This is a genomic window from Microcoleus sp. w1-18aA5, assembly GCF_036701705.1.
Classification (GTDB): domain Bacteria; phylum Cyanobacteriota; class Cyanobacteriia; order Cyanobacteriales; family Microcoleaceae; genus Microcoleus.
In genome coordinates this window covers 14624-36962 of record NZ_JAUPTE010000065.1, presented here as the reverse complement: position 1 = coordinate 36962, position 22339 = coordinate 14624, and the positions used below count along the sequence as shown (strand labels likewise).

The following is a 22339-nucleotide window of genomic DNA, read 5'->3' as shown; positions in this document are numbered from 1 at the left end:
CTAAAATCTAAAATCTAAAATCTAAAATCTAAAATCTAAAATCTAAAATCTAAAATCTAAAATCTAAAATCTAAAATGGTATGAGCTATCTGGTTACGAACCGGATGCGATCGTTTTGGACAGGCAAGGAACGGACAGCGAACCGAGATGAAATAAGGAATCTATCATTACAATGGGTAGTTCTGTCCGGCTAATTGTCGAAGGTGTCAGTACCAATTGGCGTGATGATTATGGCTACAAATTGGTGGATTACGAAGCTTTGGGCATTTCTGAATACTGGATTGCGGACTATTTGGGACTTGGCGGCAGACGCTATATTGGCAACCCCAAACAACCTACTTTTTCTGTTCACCATTTAGTTGACGGTGAGTATCAAGTCAGTCAATCGATTTTAGATTTTAGATTTTAGATTTTAGATTTACCCCACGGATAAATGCGGGGGTTTGAGGATTTTCGATTTTCGATTTTGGATTTATTCCACGGATAAATCCGGGGGCTTGTACCCTCAAGAAATTCTTGGTCAGTTTCGGGGGAGTGATAGGGTTGTGTCACCCACATTTGGGCAGTTGAATTTGAGTGTTCAACAGATTTTTAGTGCCGGCAAAGATACAGTAGAAAAGGCGAGGCTTGAAGATAGTTAGTTGAGGGTATTTGTACCACATTTTTCCTCAGTTGGTAGTGAATACTTCTGTCCTATAACTGGGAATGAATCAGGAGTGAAGTTATTATGAACCTTAACTATTGATTTTCAGGAGCCTCATTTTCAGCATGATCGGGGATGTCTGGTTTCTGTTCTGGTAAATATTTTTCTGGCAGGCTTTCGGCGACTCCTAGAGATTCATGTTTTTCATGGATAGCAGAATCGATTGCTGCTAAGGTTTTAGGGCTGGCACTCCACTGGTTTAGAATATCTTTAATGAGGGCTTCCCTAATCCAAACTTGAGCTACAACGGTGAGGGGGAGGGCTAGCAATAAGCCTAAAAATCCAAAGAAGGTGGCGAAGAATACTTGAGCTATTAATGTTACTGCTGGCAGCAGTGATACTTGCTGCGCCATGACGTAGGGGGTGAGGACGTTGCTTTCAAACTGTTGAATTAGAAAGTAAAGGATTAGGACAAAACCTGATTGTAAGGGAGAATCTAAAAGTGCGATCGTCATTGGGGGGATGACGCTCAAAGTTGGGCCTATATTGGGAATTAGGTTAAGAAATCCTGCTACTACAGCGTGAGCTAGCGGTAGGGGGACTTGCAAGACCGACAAACCAATTAAGCTCAAAAAAGCAATCACACTCATGCTAATGAGAGCGCCGATGACCCATCGACCGAGAGCTATTTCGCATTCATCTAAGATGCCATCGACTCGTCGCCGATAAAAAGATGGAAATAGTTGGATGAATGCTTTGCGGTAAGATAGAGGTTCTGCTAATGTCATCAATGTCAAAGCTATGACTAGCAAAAAGCTTAGAATAACGCCTAATGTGTTACCGACAAAGGCTCCTGCACCGCCAACGAGTTGGTTGAATAAAGGTTGCAGTTGTTGCATGATGTCGTTAACATCAAGATTGGGCAGCCGCTGGCCAAATTGTCCAGAAAAACGACCTTCAAATTGATCTATCCACTGATTTAATCTTTCTATTCCTTGAGGGGCTCTTTGGGTAAGTTGTTGAAACTGTTGGGTAAAGGGCGGTACAATTATCAGGAATAAGCCTACGAATACGAGGATTAGGAAGCTAACTGATAAGAGTACGGCGATCGATCTTTTGAGCCCGAATTTTTGCAAGTAGCGTGCTAGTCTGTTTAAGGCTGTGGCTAAGACGACGGCGGCAAACAGCAGCAGTAGGGCCTGCCTGATTTGCCACAGGATGTAACAAGATGCGATGAGGGCTAATAAGCCCATCCACTGTCCTAGCTTCATTAGATTTTAGGTTTTAGATTTTAGATTTTAGATTGAGGAATAGGGTATGGGAATTACTGCTTGCTAATTGCTCTGCAGCCCAGAAGCGATAAATCGCATCTCTATAAGATACCTTAGATGCGGGCGATCGCATCTTTAATCAGATACCCCTACTCGGACATCAGTACAAGCAGCATCCTCAATTCCCTTTGGCGAACACCTGCTGCACTGTCAGCTTCAATTCTGGGAAAGTTGGGGACTCAATACCCTCGCCGCTTCTGAAAAGTTTGACTTGGTATTCGCCGTCAATTAGTTGGTAAACCGAAAAGGTTGGTTGCTTGGGGTTGCCGATGAACCGTCTGCCGCCCAATCCTAGATAGTCTATAATCCAATATTCTTGAATACCCATTGATTCATAGGCCTCAAGCTTTAGGGCATAATCATCACCCCAATTAGTGCTAGTTACCTCGACGATTAGGGGGACTGATGAACCCATTGTGATAATTGATGATTTTTCCCATCGCGGCTCGTTTCCAATGGTTTGTTCGTTAAGTACAATAATATCTGGTTCATACCCGGATTCCTCGCGCATGGGTTTGATGACGCATTCTTTGGGGATGAAGTAGGGCAAATTGAGACGGTCAATCTCTATTCCGACTTTCAGTGCGGTAAAACCGGCCACTTTAGAATGTTTGCCTGTTGCTTTTGGCATCTCAACAATTTCTCCATTGTGCAGTTCGTAGCGGTGTTGTGAATTTTCAGGATACCAGTCAATGAATTCATCGAATGTTACTAATTCGGGTATGATTTGAATCATAGTGAGTGCCTCAAGTTTGCTTGTGATCATCTGTACGGGGAATTAAGATTTTGGCCAAAACATAGTCTTTAGACCAAGTAGCGATCGCACTTTTTGATTGCGTCTCTACTGCTGCTGTTGGCGCGATCGCCAGCCCAGGATGACAGCTAGGATGATACTGGGGGTAAAGACGGCGATGAGGGCGTTGAGGTCGGTTGAGGGTATGGATAAGCTAGGCCCTGCGTACTTGATGGCTAGGGAAAGGGCGGCGGAAAAGGTGAATACTTTGAGGATGGGGCTGATGTTGGTGTTCATGGAGGAGGTCGTTGGTTGTATAATTTGGTTTTCAGACTATTATTGCAAGTAGGTGTTGCCGCTGGGCTTGCAGTTGGGACGTGAGGTGGGGGCGATCGCTTTTTCCAGGCGATGCGCGGGTGAGATACCTTTACATATTAGAATAGGAAGTACCACAGCACAATTTAGCAACATCAGGAGCGATTCATAATGGATATCCAAGAATCAGAGTTAATAGAGAAAATTCGTCAACAATTTGACAATGCCCCTTATCCTAGAATTGCCCTAGAGATATCTCCTAAGAATAACTATCAGACTCTCTATCTCCATAATTTGGTAACAGCTTACTATATAAGAAATCAGAAAGTCATAGAAACCGAAGGAAAAGTTATTTTAGATGCTGGCTGTGGCAGCGGGTACAAATCGTTAATTTTGGCAGAAGCCAATCCGGGAGCCAAAATAGTTGGCATCGATTTATCAGAAGAGTCTGTCAATCTAGCCAGACAGCGCTTGCACTATCACGGCTTTGAAAATATTGAGTTTCATGCTCTGTCAATTGAGGAATTGCCTAGCTTAAATCAACAGTTTGATTATATCAACAATGACGAGGTTCTGTATCTCTTGCCCGACCCAGTTGTCGGATTGCAAGCCATGAAATCGGTTTTAAAACCGAAGGGAATTATTCGCACCAATCTCCATAGCTACATCCAGCGCAGTACCTTTTTGGATGTTCAAAAAGCATTTAAAGTTATGGGATTAATGGATGAAAACCCAAGGGAAATGGAGATTGGGCTAGCTAGAGAAATAATGGACTCGCTCAAGGATGAGGTTGTTGTCAAGGCAAGATCGTGGATTCATACTGGTGAAAAAACCGACCAGTGGATGTTGGCCAACTATTTGCTGTTAGGGGATAAAGGCTATACTATCCCTGAAGTTTTTGCATCATTGAGAGAGGCAGAGCTAGAATTTATTAGCATGGTAAATTGGCGGCGGTGGAACTTGACAGATTTGTTTAAGGAGTCAGACAACTTACCTGCATTTCTGGCAATGAGCTTGCCAGACATTTCAATCGAAGAGCAGTTGCATCTGTTTGAATTGTTACATCCTATCCACCGCCTGCTTGATTTTTGGTGCGGTCATCCCAATCAAGCTCAATCCTTAGTTCCGGTTTCCGACTGGACTATATCTGACTGGGAGCAGGCAAGGGTGCACCTGCATCCTCAGCTTGGGACACCACAGCCCAAAGCAGACCTGATTGACTCCATTGCAAACCAAAAACCCTTTGAAATTAGCAGTTATATCACTTGGCCTACCTCAGTACCGATCGGGATAGAGAGCAGTATGGCAGCTTGCTTACTGCCTCTGTGGGAAGGAGCGCATTCTGTGATGTCTCTAGTGGATCGGTGGCTCAAAATCAGACCAGTAGACCCCGTTACCCTCGATCCAGTTAGCCGGGACAAGGCTTTTGAAGAGGTCAAGGAACTTTTAACTAACCTAGAAGCCTTTATGTACGTGCTTTTGGATCGCGATTGAGCGTCACTGTGCGTTTCAGTCCGCCTGCTCAAAAAAAGTTTTGTCCGGGGTGATATAAAAGAGAGCGATAGTGGGTAAGTTACGTATAAGAGTTAGAAATTAAGCATCCCCCCCCCTCTAGGAGAAACGACATATGAAGACTGAATTTAAGGCTAAGTTCTTGCAACACCTCAACAAAAAGGGAGACAAGGGTTTTACCCTCATTGAGCTGCTGGTCGTGATCATCATCATTGGCATTCTGTCTGCCATTGCCTTGCCATCCTTCCTAAACCAAGCCAACAAAGCCAAGCAGTCAGAGGCTAAGCAGTACGCTGGTTCTATGAACCGAGCACAACAAGCATCATTTGCGGAAAACGGTCAATTTTTAGGTAAAGTTGAGGAGTTGGGGCTTGGTATCCGCACCCAAACTACAAATTACAAATACACTATCGAACCAGCGGGTGTTGATAAAACTACTAGCACTGTGGGAAATCTAGCTTCATCCGAAGTTCAGTCACTCAAAGCGTACATCGGAGTGGTGTCTCTAATTAAACAAGCTGGTGCTACAGAAAGCACCAGCACAGCTGTATTGTGCGAGAAACAAACTGCTGCTGTTTTCACTCCAACAATAGCTGGGGCCGTAGACAATGCCCCCGACAATCTAGCCTGTAAAAACGACGCTAACTATACCATAGTTGCGAAGTAGAACAGGTGTGAAACGGGAAATTTTTTCCTGTAAGCTTAGTTTCAACCTTTTTTAACGAGTGGGTAGTGTTCTTGACCCTACCCATTTATCTTATAAAAATTTTTAGCGATCGCACTCTAATAATCTAGATGCTAGTATCGCTATTTCAAATTTTATTAACTGAGCAGGTCGATTTGCACCACCAGAAAGCTTATAAATATTTTATTGAAGGAAATTATAATCAGGCCGCGAAGCTGTACGAGGAGGCTATTGCAGCACAACCGAATGTCAAGGCATATTACTGGCATTTGGGTTTGGCTTTGCTGTTGCAGGGGCATGAGGCTGAAGCTCAGACGACTTGGTTGTTGGGCATAGCAGAGGGAGAGCCGGAACAAGTTGAGCAATGGACAGCCGAACTGTTCAAGGTGCTGGAAACGGAAGCAGAGCGTCGGGAAGCTTTGTCCGACTACTCTGTTGCTTGGGCGATACGACAGCATTTGCGGGAAATCAATCCCGAAGATGTTAACAATTTGCTGCGTTCGATCGTTCTTTCTATCTACCTTGAGATTTTTACAGCAGACGAACTAACTTCTTATGGTTTAATCGAGATCCTGCAGTTACAGTCTGGAATAGAGGTAGATGCCGAGCTATTAATGGGAGTATTGCAAAGTGTTTTGAGTTGCACCCCCGCGCAGTCGGCGACACTGATGTTTGCAGAAGCTTGTCTGGCTCATGTCTGTAAGCCTGAAGATTATATCAGCATTATAGTAGCAACTTCTGTTGAAATTGGCTACTTGTTAAGACTGCCTGCACTGGCAGTACGCTTTATTCAGTTGGGCTTGCGCTTAGATGCAGCTCACCCTGAGCTGCTTTACAATCTCGCCTGTTTGTATCAGAATCTCGGTCTGTACGAAGAGGGGATAAAGACAGCTAAGTTGTTTGAGTCGGCCACTACTGATTTAGGCAATCAAGTTTACGCTCAACACTTGATTTTGCGCGGGTTAATGAGTGCAGGTGGACACTGGAAAGAAGCTGTTTCGGTAATCGAGAAACTGTTGCAAAGGCTAGAGTTACTAATAACAGAACAGCCAAGAGATATTGGATCGACTACAGTTAACAAGCTATTTGTAACCAGTTTCTTTTTTCCGTATTTTCAGGATAATCCCCAGCATGACAGACAAATTCGCAACCAATTGTCTCATTTATGCCAAGCTAATGTTGAAATTTATGCCAGAGAACAGATAGAACGCTCCCGACAGCAACATTTAGCACGGAGAAGCAACAGCGTTTATCATCAGCCTTTAAAAATTGGCTATCTATCTCATTGCCTGAGGCGGCATTCTGTGGGCTGGCTAGCCCGATGGCTATTTCAGTACCACGACCACCATAGCTTTCAAATTCACGGTTATTTTATCAACTATAAAGAGAAAACTCACTTTTTAGAGGAATGGTATGCAAATCAGGTTGACAAAGCTTACAACTGCGGTCTGTCGGCAGTCAATATTGCTGAGCAAATAGCTGAAGATAAAATTGATATTTTAATCGATATTGACAGCATTACTTTAGATATTAATTGTGAGGTGATGGCTATGAAACCTGCACCCATTCAAGCTACATGGCTAGGTTGGGATGCTTCGGGATTACCTAGTATTGACTACTTTATTGCCGATCCCTACGTGCTGCCGCAATCAGCACAGGATTATTACAGTGAAAAAATCTGGCGCTTGCCACAAACTTATATTGCTGTGAATGGTTTTGAGGTGGGGATACCAAATTTGCGTCGAGATATATTGAACATTGAGAGTGAAGCTGTTGTATATCTAAGTAATCAGATCGGTTACAAACGACATCCCGATACAGCGCGATTACAGATGAAAATTTTAAAAGAAGTCCCGAACAGTTACTTTCTAATCAAAGGGGTAGCGGATGAACAATCGATTCAAAAGTTCTTTAACCAGCTAGCAGAAGAAGAGGGTTTGGAGGGTTCCCGCCTGCGATTTTTGCCAACAGTTACTTCAGAGGAAGTTCACCGAGCTAACTTAGGTATTGCTGATGTAGTTCTGGATACTTATCCTTATAATGGAGCCACAACTACTCTAGAAACTCTTTGGATGTGCATTCCCTTGGTGACGCGAGTCGGGCAGCAATTTGCAGCGCGCAACAGCTACACTATGATGATGAATGCAGGGGTAACAGAGGGAATTGCTTGGACTGATGAAGAATATGTGGAATGGGGAATTCGCTTAGGGAAAGATGCTGCTTTGCGGCAACAAATTTCGTGGAAACTGCGGCAGTCAAGGCAAACTGCTCCACTGTGGAATGCCCAGAAGTTTACTCGCGAAATGGAAAAAGCTTATGAGCAGATGTGGCAAATTTATCTCCAAAGTTAGCCTTATTAAGCTATACTCTCAAACGAGTCAATATCACAATCACTAATATAATCCCGAATTCTAGCAACGATAGACAGGGAACCTAGTCCCTGCTTGACTAGCTCGGGAAATTGAGCTAGGCCCTCAATGATATTGTTGGCAAAGTTATATTGGGGGTTACTGCCATGTTGCAAAGTCAGATATTCCAATAATTCTAAAGCGTAGTCCGGGAAATTCATAATATCGGCAATGCAAGCCAATTTAAGAATATTCTCAGGTTTTGTCATATTTTGATCTATTTCTTTTCCAATTAAATCGCGGAAGTAAAACGCATCTCCCCACAGTAATTGTCCGCCGCGGAGTGTTGAACCAATAGGGGAATGGCTGCGGAAACGGCGAGCACCTGTTAAGTCAAAGAGTGTAAAACCTTGGTTCCTGAGATAGATATCTACATCTGCAAACAAAGGTTGATTTAAGTATAAATTAGAAAACGAGACTTCAACTTGAACAGCTAGAATACTTTGTTTTAAAATTTCTCCTGCACCTTCTAATACCAAAAGTTCGGCACCTTGAACATCAATTTGCAGGAAATCTATTTCATCAATTCCTTCCTGCTGGCAGAACTCATCTAAAGTGGTGGTTTCAAGTTCTATACAAAAATCTAAGTTCACAAGTTCGGGTAGTCCTGAAAAACGCTCCAAGTAAGGTTCATTCGGTGGATAAAGCGAACTGCACATGGGATGTTGTGTGACATAAAGTGTAGATTCACCTACAGACTTTGCTAAGGCTAAAGGAATATGTTTTTCAGTCCAATTGACTTGTCGTGCTTCAAGGTCAGCATTGGCCACTTCGCAAGCATCGGCATCTGCATCAAAACCGTAAATAGTCAGCCGAGGTGCAAAAATATTCCATCCCTGGCTGCCATAGTCATCTTGGCTTGTTAATTTACGACAGCCAACATTACAAACTGTCATGTGTAGTTGTTCTAAATGACCGCTTTTCTTTAAGCTTTCAATAAAAAATGTCATAATCAAAGTATCCTCTTATTTCTCCACAAAAAAATATTCTTGAGTCAATAGGTAACTTTGATTTGGGGGTAAAGCAATTATATTCATATTTCCGTGCAAATCTTCGGCGGAGTTTACAGGAATTAGTTTCTGCAGGTAAGGTTGATAGCGGAATAATCGATATCCTTTCCCTCTAAGGTAGTCAGCAACAGGTAAATTGCTGTCTTTACTTCCGGCAACAATATTTTCATACATAATGACGGGAGCAAATTCACATAATATTCTGTCGCTGCCGGCAAATACTGACAGTTCGTACCCTTCAACATCTATTTTGAGGAAATCTACTCGGCTCAAGTTTTCCTGCTCAATCAAGCTGTCTAGAGTAAAGCAGGTGACTTCTTCAAAAGAGTCTGGCTGCATTTCTGCGACAGCTTCGCCAGTGGCGATTTTGTTTAATTCACTGGCAGGGGAAAGAGATAAGCGAACTGTTCCAGAGCGCTCGCTGGCAGCACCGGCACAAACTTTCACCCAGTTTAGATGATTTATTCTACAGGTTTCTTGCAAATAGCTAACGCAGCCAGAAAAAGGCTCTACTGCCAGCACGTGGCCTTGGGAACCGACCCGGAGAGCAGCGCTAAAGGTGTAAACTCCTACATTAGCACCCACATCGATAACAGTCATGCCTGGTGCGATCGCACTGCGCCAAAATTCCATTTCTTTTTCAAACCAGTCTTTTTCGGCAATCAATACGCTGCTGGTTATACAACCGTAAAACCTCGGTTCAACTGCTAATAAAAGTTGAGTTTCAAAAGGCACGTAAGTGAAGGGACTGTTAACTTCTAAGTCAGTCCATCTCCACTCTAGAGAATTGGGATGCTGTTGACCCAATTCTCTCGCAAAATTTAGCCATTGCTGGGCATATTCTATCTGCCCTAAATCTTTACAGGCGATGTATAGAGCTTGCAGCACGGGTGCGGAATCCGAGCAAATTTGTTTGGCACGGTGCAAATACATGACTCCTTCCGATTGATCGTTTAGCAGACTGTATACTCCTATTTTTAAATTTATGGAACCCGAATCTGGTAAAACTTGAGCCGTTAGGTGCAGCAGCCTCATTCCGAATTCATTGTAAGAAATCATCTGCGATCGACCTAGGGCTTCAATTAACAATAATATCGATTGACGGCGAGCGTCTTCGGCTTGTAAAATTTGAGTTAGCTGTTCTGCTTGGTACGTCTTCAAACTACTACCCGTCGGTGGCAGATAAACAAGAGCTGGAGGAATTTTTTCTAGTGAGCCACCAGCAGACTGCTGAATATCAAGGGATACCAAAAAATGAAAAGCTTCTTTAATTGCTTCATCGGATTCTCCAGTCAGGGCAAGAACTAGGGCAAAATGAGCTGCACAGAGTGGATGATTGTATAAATCTACTGCACTCTTTAAGGCTTCTAAAGCTGTATTGATATATATTTCTTTGAGGGATGATTCCTGGCACTGCTCTGCTTCTATCAAGGCGACTACAGCAAAATTGTTTAAATCCGTTGCTGATACAGGTTCGTCCCAAGATGTATTTTCAATACTTGAAGCTACGCGCGACAAGGTATCTAAATCGATAGTCGGACAGTTTCTTTGGAGGTATTCTAAGTAGAAAAGGGCGGGCTTTTTTTCGTTAAAATTATTTTGTCTTTGAGAAATTCTGAGAAATAAACTTTCTGGTAATATGAACTGCCAATCTCCTGTTTCTGATTGGACGGCTCGCTTGCGACTGAAGCTAGCGAGATCGCAGCAGGGAAGATTTTCTGCTTTGGCTGCTGCGATCGCCTGTTTATTTTCGTTCTCTAAGACAAGTCTACCCTGGATGCGACTCAACAGCGCTTCCCGCTGTTTTTCCTGCAGTTGTCCTACCAAGGAAATTTCGGCACACTCAGTAACGTCCAAATCTTCTTCTATCAGCAGATTCATAGTGACACTGGATAAAATCAGATTTGCATCCTCGTTAGAAATGTTGCCAGTATCTACAAGTAATGTCATCTTCATTCGATCGGGGTGAAAGGCGATCGCCCTGATAACTTGTGTAAATTCTTCGCAAATCGTCTCTTCTGAGGCTAGCCAATTTGGGAAAACGATTAAATTGATTGACTGCAGCTTTAAAGGCAAGAATGCTGCATCTATCAAAGCCAAACTCACCGTTTTCGCCATTTTCGACCACGAGAAATTTTGCGCTTGTTTGAGTCCGGCGGCAATTAAAGCCTTGCGAACATCCGGCTTTTGCACTTCGCAAAGCGCATTTGCCAGTTCGCTAACATCAGCATCGTTAACATATAATGCTGCTTTCCCTGCGACTTCAGGTATAGACGCATTTGCACAAGTAATGACTGGACATCCACAAGCGATCGCCTCCAGCACCGGCAAACCAAAACCTTCATACTTCGACGGATAAACCAGTGCAACAGCACCGGAATAAGCAGCTATCAACTCTTCATCACTCAGTTGCAGTACAATATGCACCGCACAACCTGATGTATAGTCTCTAAACTTTGTATCTAATAACAAATCACTACCCGTACAGACAATTTCAAACCCTTGTCTGCTTTCAAGTTGAGCAAAAGCCTGGAAAAACAAAGTTCCATTCTTATAGCCGATTCCAGGCCCGATCAAAAGAAAGTATGGCTTTGATATACCGTACTTGTTTTTAAAATGATTAACTGCCTCTCGACTCGCTGGTGAAAATTTACTGTTAACTCCGCAATGAGCTACAGTTACTGAATCTGAGGCAATATCTGGAAAAAACTTTACTAAGTCACGGGCTGTATTTTCGGAAATTGCGATGTATGCAGATGCGTGGCGAATCCCGAAATGCTTTTCACGCCACATCGGTGTACTTAAATTTACTCCTTCAACTTCTGGAATCATGTCATACGCTATGAATGCAGAGGGAGTTGATAGGGGAGTTGTGTAGTAAGTCGAGATAAATAAGTCTGCACTCTGTTCGTCACAAACTTGCTGTAGCATTGCGCGATCGGCATCCACTGTGTCATAGTTGTAAGCAGGCAAAGGACGGTACTGGATGCCGGGAATTTCCGGCACTGTTCCCGTTCTGTCAATAACAACTACGTGTTCGGAAAAACCGTTTTCTACCCATTCTTCTAAGAGAGATTTCCATACCCGAGCAATTCCAGTTTTATAGCGCTGAAAAAATACGCCGTCTACAATTATTTGGGGAAATGGCTTTTGAGGTTTGGCAGACTTTTGTTGCTGAGGTATTTGTACAAACTTCCAGGTATTGCTATCTTTTTCTTTCAGCGCGATCGGCTGAATGTCACAAGCCTTTGCAGTATCGACCGCCGTTAAATCTTTAACCCACGGAAAATACTGACTCAAGCAAACCGGGAATCTCGTTTGCCGCTGCAACTGGGTCCATTTAGCAACAGCATTAGCATAACCGTAGTATTCCTCTTTAAAACGCAACTGTTCTATTGTGGCGTAAGCGAAATGTTGAAAAATTAGCCCGGCTTCTTCAGTTTCTTCGTGTAAAAAAGGATTGACCGCAGCCACATCGCGCCAACCGTCAGGATTGGGTTCCGCTAATATTGGGGGTTCGTGTGCGACCCAAAATGCTCCCGGCCTAAATCTCCAAGTACGCAACCAATCTTGTTGAGGATTCTGAGCATAACAATTGCGAGTGCTAATAACCAGATTTTCTCCAACAAAATACCAGCACCAGTAGAAAGCTGCTGTTTTTTCAGGATGATTGATAAACATCTGCCACGCAGTACAAATTTGCTCGGCTGTCCACAGTTCATCTACATCCAATTGCCACAGCAAACATTCCTCTCTAATGTTTGTCAATGGCGCATTCGTCATTTCGCGTTTTCCATCCCAGAAAACACCTGCCGGTTTGCGATATACTGTAACGTTTTCAGGGTATTGTCTTGCCAGTTCGTCAATGTACTCAGCAGTTCCGTCATTACTGCGTCCGTTGTTGTGAATTTCGTCCGCAATTTTTCCCCCTGAGTTTAAAGACCAAGCTGTATCGTGCTTCAAGTCTGCTACACCCTCAACAATATGCCAGTGCCACTGAAAAGGTAACTCTTTTAAAACTTGGATATGGTAACGAATAAACGGTTGTCCATTGAGAACGATTGTGAAAAAATGGAGGGGCATATCGGAAACTTGGCGATTTTTTTCGGTTGCTTCAGTCTTCTTGAAAACCGAATAACCGTGACGCAAAAATAGATTTTGCTCTACCAGTACATAGTTGGAATCTGAAAGTAATCTGCAATGATTCTGATAGTTCTTAAACGTATCGATGTCGTCAAGCATAATAAACTTGGCTCCATATATTTCGTCGAGTTCCCCTCGTCCCGTAAATTCAGAGCCGTCTATTATCACTACATCAAAAATATCGATGTTATTTTCTTGCTTTATTTTTTTGATGCCGTTCTGCTCAACCCCGGATTCTTCAACATATTTTATATTATCTCGCAGCCAATCTATTACCTGTGCGAGTGGGTAACCTCTTAAACCTGTATTAATGTTGTTGTAGAAGTTAATAACTTCTTCTTCATCGGGAAATTCTTCTAAAGAAACAGTAGAGACGTTGTAGCACTTGACAAAATCATCATTAGCATATCTCTTTTTGAGTTCAGCAAAGCGAGGTTGTGAAATTTCTATACAGAATAGCGTTGGGTTGTTCGGATTTGGCCGAATCCCTGTCACCAATGCCTCTGTACTTCCTTCTCCCGATGACGAGCCAATTTCTAAGACTGTTTTAATATCTTCGTTCTGAACAATCCTTTGAATAGCCAGATAAAATTCATCATTTTTAATCTCAGGTGGAATTATCCTGTTGAACGACGATTGAAAAACATTATTGTTCATAGTTGCACTCACTTAAACTTACTTTTTATAATTTGATATTTGCGAAGTTTTCTATTTTAGAATGCGGTAAGTTACCTGCTCTGTGTGCCATCTGTTTATTTTCTTGCTCTAATACAATGCGAGCGCGGAGACGGGGCCAAAGAATTTCCCATTGTATTTCGCTCATCTGTCCGATTAAGGTAATTTCCGGCACCTCGCCAACATCTAAATCCTCTTCCAGCAGCAAAGTCATGGTAACATTGCACAAAATAAGGTTAGCATCCTCTTCATCAATCTCGCTACTGTCTATCAGTAGAGTGATGCGATCGCGATCGCGATGAGCCAAAACAGCTTTGATGACTCCTGACAACTCGCCAGAGAGAGAGTCTTCTGACTGATGCCAATTTGGGAAAATGATTAAATTAAGTTCTCTGAGGTTTAAATCCTGGAGCGTTTCTTCAATCAAGTCAACATTAATTGTTTTCGCAGTTGTTATTAATTCGTCGGGGTTAATTTCGTTAGTATAGCCGATAACGTTGAGATTCCGCAAAATTGGTTCGCTATTCCACGGATCGAAAGGAATGAGTTTTTGAGCCGACAAGTGCGGACGAAAGAAAAATTTGCCTTTTTCATTGAGCATACAAGCTGCAAAGGAAAATGAGCTATTTGAAATTGCTACAATATCGCACTGGCTCAATAAATAAAAATCTGGATAAAATTCTGCTTCCGGTAACTCCAAACCTAAATCTTTGGTCGTGATGGGATTATACTCCTCAAAATCACTTAAAACTTTTTCCGGTTCATCGCTGGCAATAAATAGTATGGGTTCATCAAGGGTTTCCCACAAACCTTTTAGCCATTCTCTGTACCATTCGCTCGGTGCGATGAAGAAATCGCTGTAGCCGTAGTCTCCCCGCCGCAAATGCAAACCGACGATTGTTTTGCCACGCGATCGCAAACAATCCAAGGCCTCCTTCATTTTAGTTTCTATTGTCGGCACCGATTTGAACAGCGATCTGAAATACTCCTTGTGCGGTGCATAATACTTTGTATGGTACTGAAAGTAACCCCAAAAATCCACATTTTTGAAGGTTTCTTTGGCTTTTGGTATGCGAGCTTCTAAAAGGTTATTAGTTTCTTCGCTAACTACAGGTAACTCCTGAGAAATTGGCTGATCTTTGCAACCAAAGAGAGCCTGACCAATCCAGGCTGGTGTCTCTACTCTCAAATTATGTTCTTTTGCGTATATTGTCAAGAAAGCATACTGAAATATTTGATTGGCAAAGCGCCCGTTTCTGCCAAGCGTGGACATTGTAATTACCGGCTTTTTCACATAAAAGGCATCGCCCCAAGATGGATGGAACGGTGTTGCAGTTGCAGCGCGATCGAAACCGCACATCTCCAGAAAATCATCGATTTCGTCAATTAAAGCGCAGCCTTCATACAGTTCTTCATAATTTACTTCTGTGTTTATTGCTTCTATGTATCTGAGAACATTTGTTGCTCCCTGCAAAGCCAACAACTCTGCACCTTGAATGTCAATGTTTAAGATATTAAAATCTGCGGGATTAATTTGAAGTTCTTCTAGAAGTGTATCCAGAGTTCTCGACTCCACAACTACACGCTCAACTTCCTTGATTTCTGGATAAAACTTTTGATGATCCTTCAATGGTAAGATAGAACTGCTTTGATCCATAGAAGTTACATACAATGTGCTTGTGCCGTTGATGTTGCTAACTGCACAATTCACCGCTAGCACGTGAGGAAAACCCGCTATATTCGTTTTCAAACGTTCAAAGACAGCAGGATTGGCTTCAACAAACAGTACCCTTTGCACCCCCATTGCTCGGTATCTTGCAATTTCCTTGCCTTCGTGTGCCCCAATGTGAATAATCCCGCGCGGTGCAACAGAATGTTTTCCGCAAAGCTGCTGCAAATCGAGCAGATTTGGTGCTTCACTAAAAATCAAAGCTGTGAACCTCTCGTTCACCGCTAAAAAGTTGCTATACTCGTAATTCTCATATTCGGGTAAAAAATCGGGTAAAGGTTGTAAAGCATGGGGCAGTATTTTAAAGATTGTATAACGAAATTTTTGTAAATGCTCGAATACTTGTTTGAATGTGATGTTAGCATCAACAAATGTTCCGCCATACTCAAACTGAATATAATCAACTTTGCCTTTTTGCAAGAGGCTAGTTGCTCCGCGAAGAACCTCTAGTTCGCCGCCTTCTGTATCAATTTTTAAGAAATTAATTCGCTTTATGCCCCTTGTTTGGACATAATCATCAAGGGTAGCTGTTAAAATCTGAAATGGCTGAGGCGACTGAATATTATATTGTTTTTCGATTTCAAATCGGCGGTGAAATGTACTCCATCCAGAAAATTTATCGTAGTAATAAAATTCCCTGATTTCCGGTTGGTGTGCTATTGCCAAGTTGTTTAACACAAGTTGACCGCTTTTAATCGGTTCAGCCAGGTTTTGTAGAAGTGTTTGATATATAGGCGGTGCTGGCTCAAACAAATGGATTTGAACGTCGGGGCATATGTTTAATACTTGATTTGTCCAGCTACCTATGTTTGCGCCAATATCGAAAACGACATTACCGGAAGCAATAAAATTTTCTATAATCTTTAATTCATAGTTATTGATAGACTCTACCTGATTAATATTATTAGCAGACACCCCTGTGCTTTGATGATTTTGTTCCTGTTTCCCGCTGCCTGTATTGCCTAAAGTTGTGAGCAAATCTTGGCAATACAGAACAATTACTTCTTTTGCCAGCGCCGGGACAGCAATAATAACATCATCAATAATTACAATATGCCTGCTGTTTTTTCCTGAATTCAACAAATTTAATACTGCGCTAATATCCGGCCAATATTGAGGTAAATGGGGCGGCGGTGGAGGAGATAAAAACAATCGGGCATCATCAATTAAAATAAAGTGTTCGCAATCGGAGCGGTTGATTATTTCGATTTCTGCTAGCAAGGGGCACTCGTCGCTTTCCCCATAAGTTTGCCCTCCGCTCCAATGAGCGTCTAGCCAGAATAAACTTGGGCTTTGAAGTTGTGATACTGTATTGTCAATAAGGTTTCTGGTATCACCGTACAAAAATTCTATGTTTGTGATATGACCGTATTTTTCAGTAACTTTTTGATAAAGGTCTTGAGAATACTCTATTGTAAAAACTTGTTCAAATACTTGGCTAGCCCAGTATGCTGTATGGCCTTGATAAGTTCCTGTTTCAATAAAATTATTAATCCCGTAAGCTTCTTTGAGTTGGGAGATGATTTCTATTGGTGGTCCCATGCGTACTATGCCCATATTCAATCCTTCGTTTTGTGAAACTAAGTCGGGTATTTAAATTAGGAAGCTACATACAATTTAATGATTTTCAATCTATTTTACTAACAAAATTGACCGATCGCCTACTACTTCCCCTTCACCTGCCCCAACAATACCTTATAATCCGCCCGATCGGGATTTAGCTTGACCAACTTCTCCAAAGGCTCGATCGCCCCCACCTTATTATTCATCTGCAACCGCACATTTGCCAACCCCTCCAGAGCCGTCTGATTCTGCGGTTCTCGCTGCAAAACCGTCTCATATCCCCGTTCCTGCGCCGCTAGCAAAGACTCCTGGGAAACAGCCACAGGCGTCGGCTTTTGTTGGTGCTGGCTGCTCAAACCGCTGCTGAACAGACTGAAAATACCAAAAATCGCCGAACCACCAAACGAAACCATTGATACTAACGCAAAAATCTGCTTAGTTCGATCGCTCCGATGAACCCGACTATCACTAGATTTTTTCTGTGTACTTTCCATTGCTAACTTTTGGTGTCGCTGTTTTCCCGGTACTCGCACTCGCACCTATCTCTAGAATGCCCAAGTTCGATCGCAAAACGATCGCCCTTCGCCATTTAAAATTTGAAACCACTTCTAGGCGCTACACAAAATCTCAGATTTGTCAACGACATTTAGGTAACAATAACACGCGGGCGATCGAGATCGGTGAAGCGCGATCGCACTTTTATTTCTTTAGCCATTATCTTGTGGCAATTGTCCAAACTGCTCTCGATACCGCGCTAGCAAAGATTCGAGTTCAGCAGCCCGTTGACTTTCCGCTTCAGCACGTTGACTTTCCGCTTCAGCACGTTGCCGTTCCGCTTTTAAAGCTGAAGCCAATTCATCGGGAATCAATAATTTCTCTCCATTATCTTCCAGATAAAACCCAAGCAGTTTTCCCTATATTTCTAACCGCAGTTGCAATACTTCGCTGCGATTCTCTCTAATTAATTGATACCCCTCTACTCAGGGCTGTTTCATTCTCAGAAAAACCCGGGTTTTGTAGGGGCGGTGCCCCCGTGCCCGCCCAGCCCATAGACGAGCGGGTCGGGGTTTCAGATATCGGGGCAACCACGGGGGGATTGCCCCTACAAGAGAATGAAACAGCCCTGCCCCTCTACTCCCAGTCGATACCCCCGCAATTGTTCGGGAATCCATTCACCTCTGGGGTCAAACACCCAGTATTCCTGAACTTCTAACCTTTCGTACAAGTCTTTTTTATTATTTTGATCTTCCGACTTTGTACCAGGTGATGTAATTTCAATAATCACTTTCGGCACTTGCCCTTCTTCCCAGATTTTGTAATTATCTCTGCCACCAGGTTCTACATCAAAAATCACCATCACGTCTGGTGCTACACGGACTTTTGGGAAACCTTGAGCGTAGTATAAAAATTGGTTTGCTAAAACAGTAGCTCGACGGTCGGCGAGGTATTGTTTTAAGACTTCTAAAGTGGTTAAAATTGCGTAAAGATGGTCGTAAGTTTCTGCCAGTGGTTCTCCATCAGCGCTAGGGTATACGATTTCAGAAGTTTTGAGGGTGGGAACGACTGCTGTCATGGTCGTGCTTCCTGTGAGTTGTATATCTATTATAAACTTGTTTTCGGCAACTAATACCAATTCACTATGAAGCTGCATTTAATATAACGCTAAGGATATAGTTCCAACCAGAAAGACATCAGCCTCATTTAGTGTATCTTCATAGTGAATTGGTATAAGTAGGTTAATTTAATTAAATGTAAAACTATCTCGTGCTTGAGAGCCTCGCCTTGTTCAAGAAGTCGGGGTTCTGGTAAGCTGTTCTGCATTTAAATTATATGTCAAAAAACAATCAAACTCTTGTGGGGAGTAGGGGTTGGGCTTCTAGCCCGCCCAGAATATAGAATTTAAATGCGCGACAGCTTATTATCTATTTTTGACGACAAATCCCCATCGATCGCACTTTTAAATTCATCTTATTCCCGCAAAGCCTTGATAAATTCAGTAACAGCATCATATTGATCGAAGTAAGTTACATATCTCACTAACAAAGCAATGTCTAACTCCGGTAACAACTCACTGCGATCGACTTTTTCGTACTCCTCCCTCAAATAATAGATACTCAGCACTCCATCTTCCCAAAACCAAACTTCAGGTATGCCCAACCGCTTGTATAGTTGAAGTTTATCGATGCCACCGCTGGTGAATACAACTTCGATCGCCAAATCGGGAATTGCCTTTTTAGTCTGCAAATTATACGATTCATCAGGCTCCTTTCTCGCCCCCAGTTCTTTACTACCCAAAGTCGGCCCGCCCTTGATATAAAACCGGATCCCCTTCTCTCTCAGGTATGCTTCTAATAAAGCCCTGATAGTACCCTTTGTCTCTTCATGTTCGGGGCTAACTGTCATAATTTCTAAAATTCCATCTAAGTAAGCAAATTTGATACCGCCGACAGACTCAAAAGCGGCTTCTAGCGATTCAAATTGCGACCAACTCACTCCTCTTAGAGTCAGGCAACTATCGGTGACAGAGTTTTTGACTGCTGTTTGTGTCATATTTTCTCCTTATCCTTTTTTTAGATTAAGCTTTTGAGATCGCAACTGTTTTCTCAATTTTATTAACTTTTGTTCGATCGACCTCCCACACCTTCAAATGCCATCAGGATCGATACCCTGACTTCTCAAGTATGCCGTTAGTCGATCGGCCCTCTGGCGTTCCTCTTCGGCCCTATGGCGTTCCTCTTCGGCGCGCTGGCGTTCCTCTTCCACCCGTTCGGCACCCCACAGCAGCAAATTGCCATTCTCATCCCACCAGCGCAACCAATAACCCGTTCTCTGAGATTTTTCACCTTCCCAAACCCCCAGAAATAAACCCATTGACTCTATCCAGAATCGCTGATTAGCATCCGGTTCTTGCAGTTCGTATTCTCCAGCAGTCGAGAGTCTGTACACTTCCAATACTCCCGATTTAGGTTCAAAAATTACATAAATCGGTACTTGCAAAATTCGCTCATAAAACCGCCATTTTCCGTAAGGATATGTCGGTTTATTTGAATATTCACTGCCGTCAGTATCCGATAAAAATTCCATCACTACAGCAGGTACTTCTCCCTCAGCATTGCGCGTATAACTGCGGCGAACTTCTCCTGGTTCTGCTGGCAATACCGAGGGAACGTACACCCAATCGGGTGCTTTTACTACTGTTTTGTCGTTAACTTTGGCACACAGTCCAAAATTGGAAGCTATCAGCATTGAAGCTAGGATAAATCCTGCGAGATCCAAGGCTTCTCGCAGGGCTGCCGCTAAAAGTGGTTGATCGATATTTTCCACGGGATCGTCTGGCAATTTAAAGTCATCTGGCAATTTTTCCCAAGTTACAGTATACTGGGTTTTGGTTTCGACCGATTTCGATAATGTTTGCGTCATTGGTTTTCCTTGTTTTGAGTGAAAGAGTTTTTTATTAATAGGATTTGGACAATAATTTTAATGCCAGGGTGCGAAATTTCCACCTTATTAACTAGCTGTAACCGGGGTGCGAAAGGCGCACCTTACTAACTAAAGCAACTCGCCAACCTTGCAATAATTGCGGTTATTCAATTATAGCCTGTTTTAAGGGGTATTTTAGGGAGCGACTGCTTCTGCTGACGTTCCAGTTTGAGAAGGTATAACAGGCAACTTGGGCTGTTTTTGCAAGCGAGGAAATACAGGCTCTACTGATAAACTTCTGGCAGTTTTACTCGCATTTACTTTCTCAGAAAGAGGAGCTAATGTTTGAGTCACTTTAACTTGCTGTCGCAGTTGTTCTGTCGAACCCAATAAGCCTCCCAATCCGTTGAATAACCTGCGAATGTTGTTGCGAAAAGCGGGATCTCCCGTCAAATCATCCACGTCGGAAGTAATTTTTTGCACGTTCTGAAATGTAGCTCGTGCAGAATCTAGAGTTTGCTGCAATAATAGCAAAGTGGCGGGATTGTTTACCTGGCTGGATAAATCTCGCAAATTACTAGAAGCTTGGGCAGCATTCGCTGATAAAACTTCTAAATTGTTCAGCAATTGTCCTTGGTTGATGCGATTAATTGTCGGACTCAAACTACTGACAGCTACCCGCAGTTCCTGGCTGCTTTGATTGATGTTATTCAGAGTTGAGACTAAACTGGCGCGGTTGGTTGTTACTAAAGAATTGAGTTGGTTGGCTGTTAAGGTAACTTGATTGGCTGCTTGACTTACTGAATTAGCCGAACTTATTACAGATGCAGATACGGCTTTTGTGGAAGTATCCGCCGTAGCTGCTACTTTAGAAACATCAGCGGCGGCTGCTGATATTTCCGTCTTGAGCGATTGATTTAAGGTGCTTGCTTCTCCCTTTAATGATTGATTCAAACTGCTTGCTTCCCCCTTTAATGATTGATTTAAACTTGCTATTTCAGTTTTGACAGATTGATTTAAACTCCCAATGTCTCCCCTTACAGATTGATTTAAAGTTTTTATTTCCGCTTGGGCAGTTTGAGTTAAATTCGATAAATCTTGAGTGAGTTTAGCTGCACCTTTAGCTGTGTTGGCTGTATTTTCTGCAAGAGATTTAATATTGTTAAACAGGGCGGGGTCAGTGTAGAAATTAGCTAGGCGGACTGTGGATTTAATTAGTTCGTCGATAGTGACACCAGCTTGACCTTTTAAGCGCGAATTTTGGCAGATAATCTCTGGGGGACAGTCGGCACTAGCGGGATTGGCGGTAAGTAATGATTCTGGCAAAATCGAGTTGGGGGTAATGTCGATCGACGATTCGCCAATTAAACCCGATTTATTCGCTTCGATCGTAACATCCCTGGGAATCACTAAAGTTCCGGGGGCAATCTCCAGCGTCACGTCTACGCCGTTGGAACCCGGTTGGAGGGCGGTAATTTTACCGACTGCAACCCCACGATACCTGATGGGCGTGCCTATTTGCATTCCTTGGGCGCTGCCAAATTCTACGGCGAATTTGTAGCTGCGGTTCCCTATTTGCACGCCCCGCAGCCAGAGCACTAAGCCGCCAAATAAACCGATTCCTACTAAAATTAAGAACCCGACAGAACCTTCTCTTACAGTTCGCGATTGCATATTACCTCTTTAGTCAGTTGGCAGTTGGCAGTTGGCAGTTGGCAGTTGATAGTTGGCAGTTGGCAGTTGGCAGTTGATAGTTAGCAGTTGGCAGTTGGCAGTTGATAGTTGGCAGTTGTTAATTTTTGTCTGATGTGTTGCCTATAGATTTTAGATAGGCGTTTAGCCTTGGCGACAGTTCGTCAATAATTGGCTTGAGTGTTTCTACTTGCGTACTTGTTAGTAGTTGCCTAGTATAAGCCCGTCTCAACCAGTGCTTTGTTTCATATAAAGAACCTCTGGCAATCTTGATAAATCGCCGATGATCCTGATAGCTACCTCGACCATCTCCTTCAGCAATATTAGCACCAATACTATCAGCAGATCGAATAATTTGCTTGCCGACCGTATCTTTTGCTAGTGCGTCCCATTTGATAACAATATTCCAAATTTCATCAGCTAATTTTTCAGCTAATTTATAAACATCTAACTTCTGAAAGTTTGTTTGTGACATATACT

The 22339-nt window shown here is 42.8% G+C and carries 15 protein-coding genes and 2 pseudogenes; 5 read left to right on the top strand and 12 right to left on the bottom strand.

Annotated features, from left to right (window positions below; genetic code table 11):
- Nucleotides 1–88: 88 nt before the first annotated feature.
- Nucleotides 89–409 (top strand): annotated as a pseudogene (locus tag Q5691_RS20775) (Uma2 family endonuclease); the annotation flags it as partial.
- 329 nt (nucleotides 410–738) lie between these two features.
- Here Q5691_RS20775 and Q5691_RS20770 read toward each other — a convergent pair.
- The 3 genes from Q5691_RS20770 to Q5691_RS20760 form a co-directional block, all read right to left on the bottom strand.
- Nucleotides 739–1914, bottom strand: coding sequence for an AI-2E family transporter (locus tag Q5691_RS20770; protein ID WP_333311977.1), 1176 nt, complete (start codon nucleotides 1912–1914; stop codon nucleotides 739–741).
- A 178-nt stretch (nucleotides 1915–2092) separates the two neighbouring features.
- Nucleotides 2093–2710, bottom strand: coding sequence for a Uma2 family endonuclease (locus tag Q5691_RS20765; RefSeq protein WP_333346731.1), 618 nt, complete (start codon nucleotides 2708–2710; stop codon nucleotides 2093–2095).
- A gap of 105 nt (nucleotides 2711–2815) precedes the next feature.
- Entirely contained in the window at nucleotides 2816–3004 is a 189-nt protein-coding gene (locus Q5691_RS20760) for a hypothetical protein (protein WP_333346729.1), read from the bottom strand.
- A gap of 189 nt (nucleotides 3005–3193) precedes the next feature.
- Here Q5691_RS20760 and Q5691_RS20755 point away from each other — a divergent pair, with 189 nt between their 5' ends.
- The 3 genes from Q5691_RS20755 (at nucleotide 3194) to Q5691_RS20745 (ending at nucleotide 7570) form a co-directional block, all read left to right on the top strand.
- Complete coding sequence (locus Q5691_RS20755; protein ID WP_333346726.1) at nucleotides 3194–4516, top strand: methyltransferase domain-containing protein; 1323 nt, start codon at nucleotides 3194–3196, stop codon at nucleotides 4514–4516.
- Nucleotides 4517–4649: 133 nt separating this feature from the next.
- Entirely contained in the window at nucleotides 4650–5201 is a 552-nt protein-coding gene (locus Q5691_RS20750) for a type IV pilin-like G/H family protein (RefSeq protein ID WP_333346723.1), read from the top strand.
- Between the two features lie 128 nt (nucleotides 5202–5329).
- Nucleotides 5330–7570 carry an O-linked N-acetylglucosamine transferase family protein gene (locus tag Q5691_RS20745; RefSeq protein ID WP_333346721.1) on the top strand — a complete coding sequence of 747 codons (2241 nt, stop codon included), beginning with the start codon at nucleotides 5330–5332 and terminating at the stop codon, nucleotides 7568–7570.
- Nucleotides 7571–7575: 5 nt separating this feature from the next.
- Here the strand turns inward: Q5691_RS20745 and Q5691_RS20740 are convergent, their stop codons facing one another.
- The 4 genes from Q5691_RS20740 to Q5691_RS20725 form a co-directional block, all read right to left on the bottom strand.
- On the bottom strand, nucleotides 7576–8577 hold the full coding sequence (locus Q5691_RS20740) for an FkbM family methyltransferase (protein WP_333346719.1): 1002 nt from the start codon (nucleotides 8575–8577) through the stop codon (nucleotides 7576–7578).
- A gap of 15 nt (nucleotides 8578–8592) precedes the next feature.
- Entirely contained in the window at nucleotides 8593–13437 is a 4845-nt protein-coding gene (locus tag Q5691_RS20735; RefSeq protein ID WP_333346715.1) for an FkbM family methyltransferase, read from the bottom strand.
- 25 nt (nucleotides 13438–13462) lie between these two features.
- Complete coding sequence (locus Q5691_RS20730) at nucleotides 13463–16726, bottom strand: FkbM family methyltransferase (RefSeq protein WP_333346713.1); 3264 nt, start codon at nucleotides 16724–16726, stop codon at nucleotides 13463–13465.
- Between the two features lie 122 nt (nucleotides 16727–16848).
- On the bottom strand, nucleotides 16849–17241 hold the full coding sequence (locus tag Q5691_RS20725) for a tetratricopeptide repeat protein (protein WP_333346710.1): 393 nt from the start codon (nucleotides 17239–17241) through the stop codon (nucleotides 16849–16851).
- Between Q5691_RS20725 and Q5691_RS20720 the strand changes: the two genes are divergently transcribed.
- Complete coding sequence (locus Q5691_RS20720) at nucleotides 17229–17708, top strand: hypothetical protein (protein WP_333346707.1); 480 nt, start codon at nucleotides 17229–17231, stop codon at nucleotides 17706–17708. The genes Q5691_RS20725 and Q5691_RS20720 overlap by 13 nt on opposite strands.
- Nucleotides 17709–17882: 174 nt before the next feature.
- Here Q5691_RS20720 and Q5691_RS20715 read toward each other — a convergent pair.
- The 5 genes and pseudogenes from Q5691_RS20715 to Q5691_RS20695 all read right to left on the bottom strand — a co-directional run.
- A pseudogene (locus Q5691_RS20715) lies at nucleotides 17883–18320 on the bottom strand (Uma2 family endonuclease); the annotation flags it as partial.
- A 395-nt stretch (nucleotides 18321–18715) separates the two neighbouring features.
- On the bottom strand, nucleotides 18716–19297 hold the full coding sequence (locus Q5691_RS20710) for a Uma2 family endonuclease (protein ID WP_333215797.1): 582 nt from the start codon (nucleotides 19295–19297) through the stop codon (nucleotides 18716–18718).
- A gap of 93 nt (nucleotides 19298–19390) precedes the next feature.
- Nucleotides 19391–20167: a Uma2 family endonuclease gene (locus Q5691_RS20705; protein ID WP_333215798.1), complete on the bottom strand. Its 777-nt coding sequence runs from the start codon at nucleotides 20165–20167 to the stop codon at nucleotides 19391–19393.
- A gap of 195 nt (nucleotides 20168–20362) precedes the next feature.
- Nucleotides 20363–21841 carry an MlaD family protein gene (locus tag Q5691_RS20700; protein ID WP_333215800.1) on the bottom strand — a complete coding sequence of 493 codons (1479 nt, stop codon included), beginning with the start codon at nucleotides 21839–21841 and terminating at the stop codon, nucleotides 20363–20365.
- A gap of 118 nt (nucleotides 21842–21959) precedes the next feature.
- Nucleotides 21960–22334 (bottom strand): four helix bundle protein, encoded by a 375-nt coding sequence (locus Q5691_RS20695; protein ID WP_333107743.1) that lies wholly within the window; start codon nucleotides 22332–22334, stop codon nucleotides 21960–21962.
- Nucleotides 22335–22339: the final 5 nt, after the last annotated feature.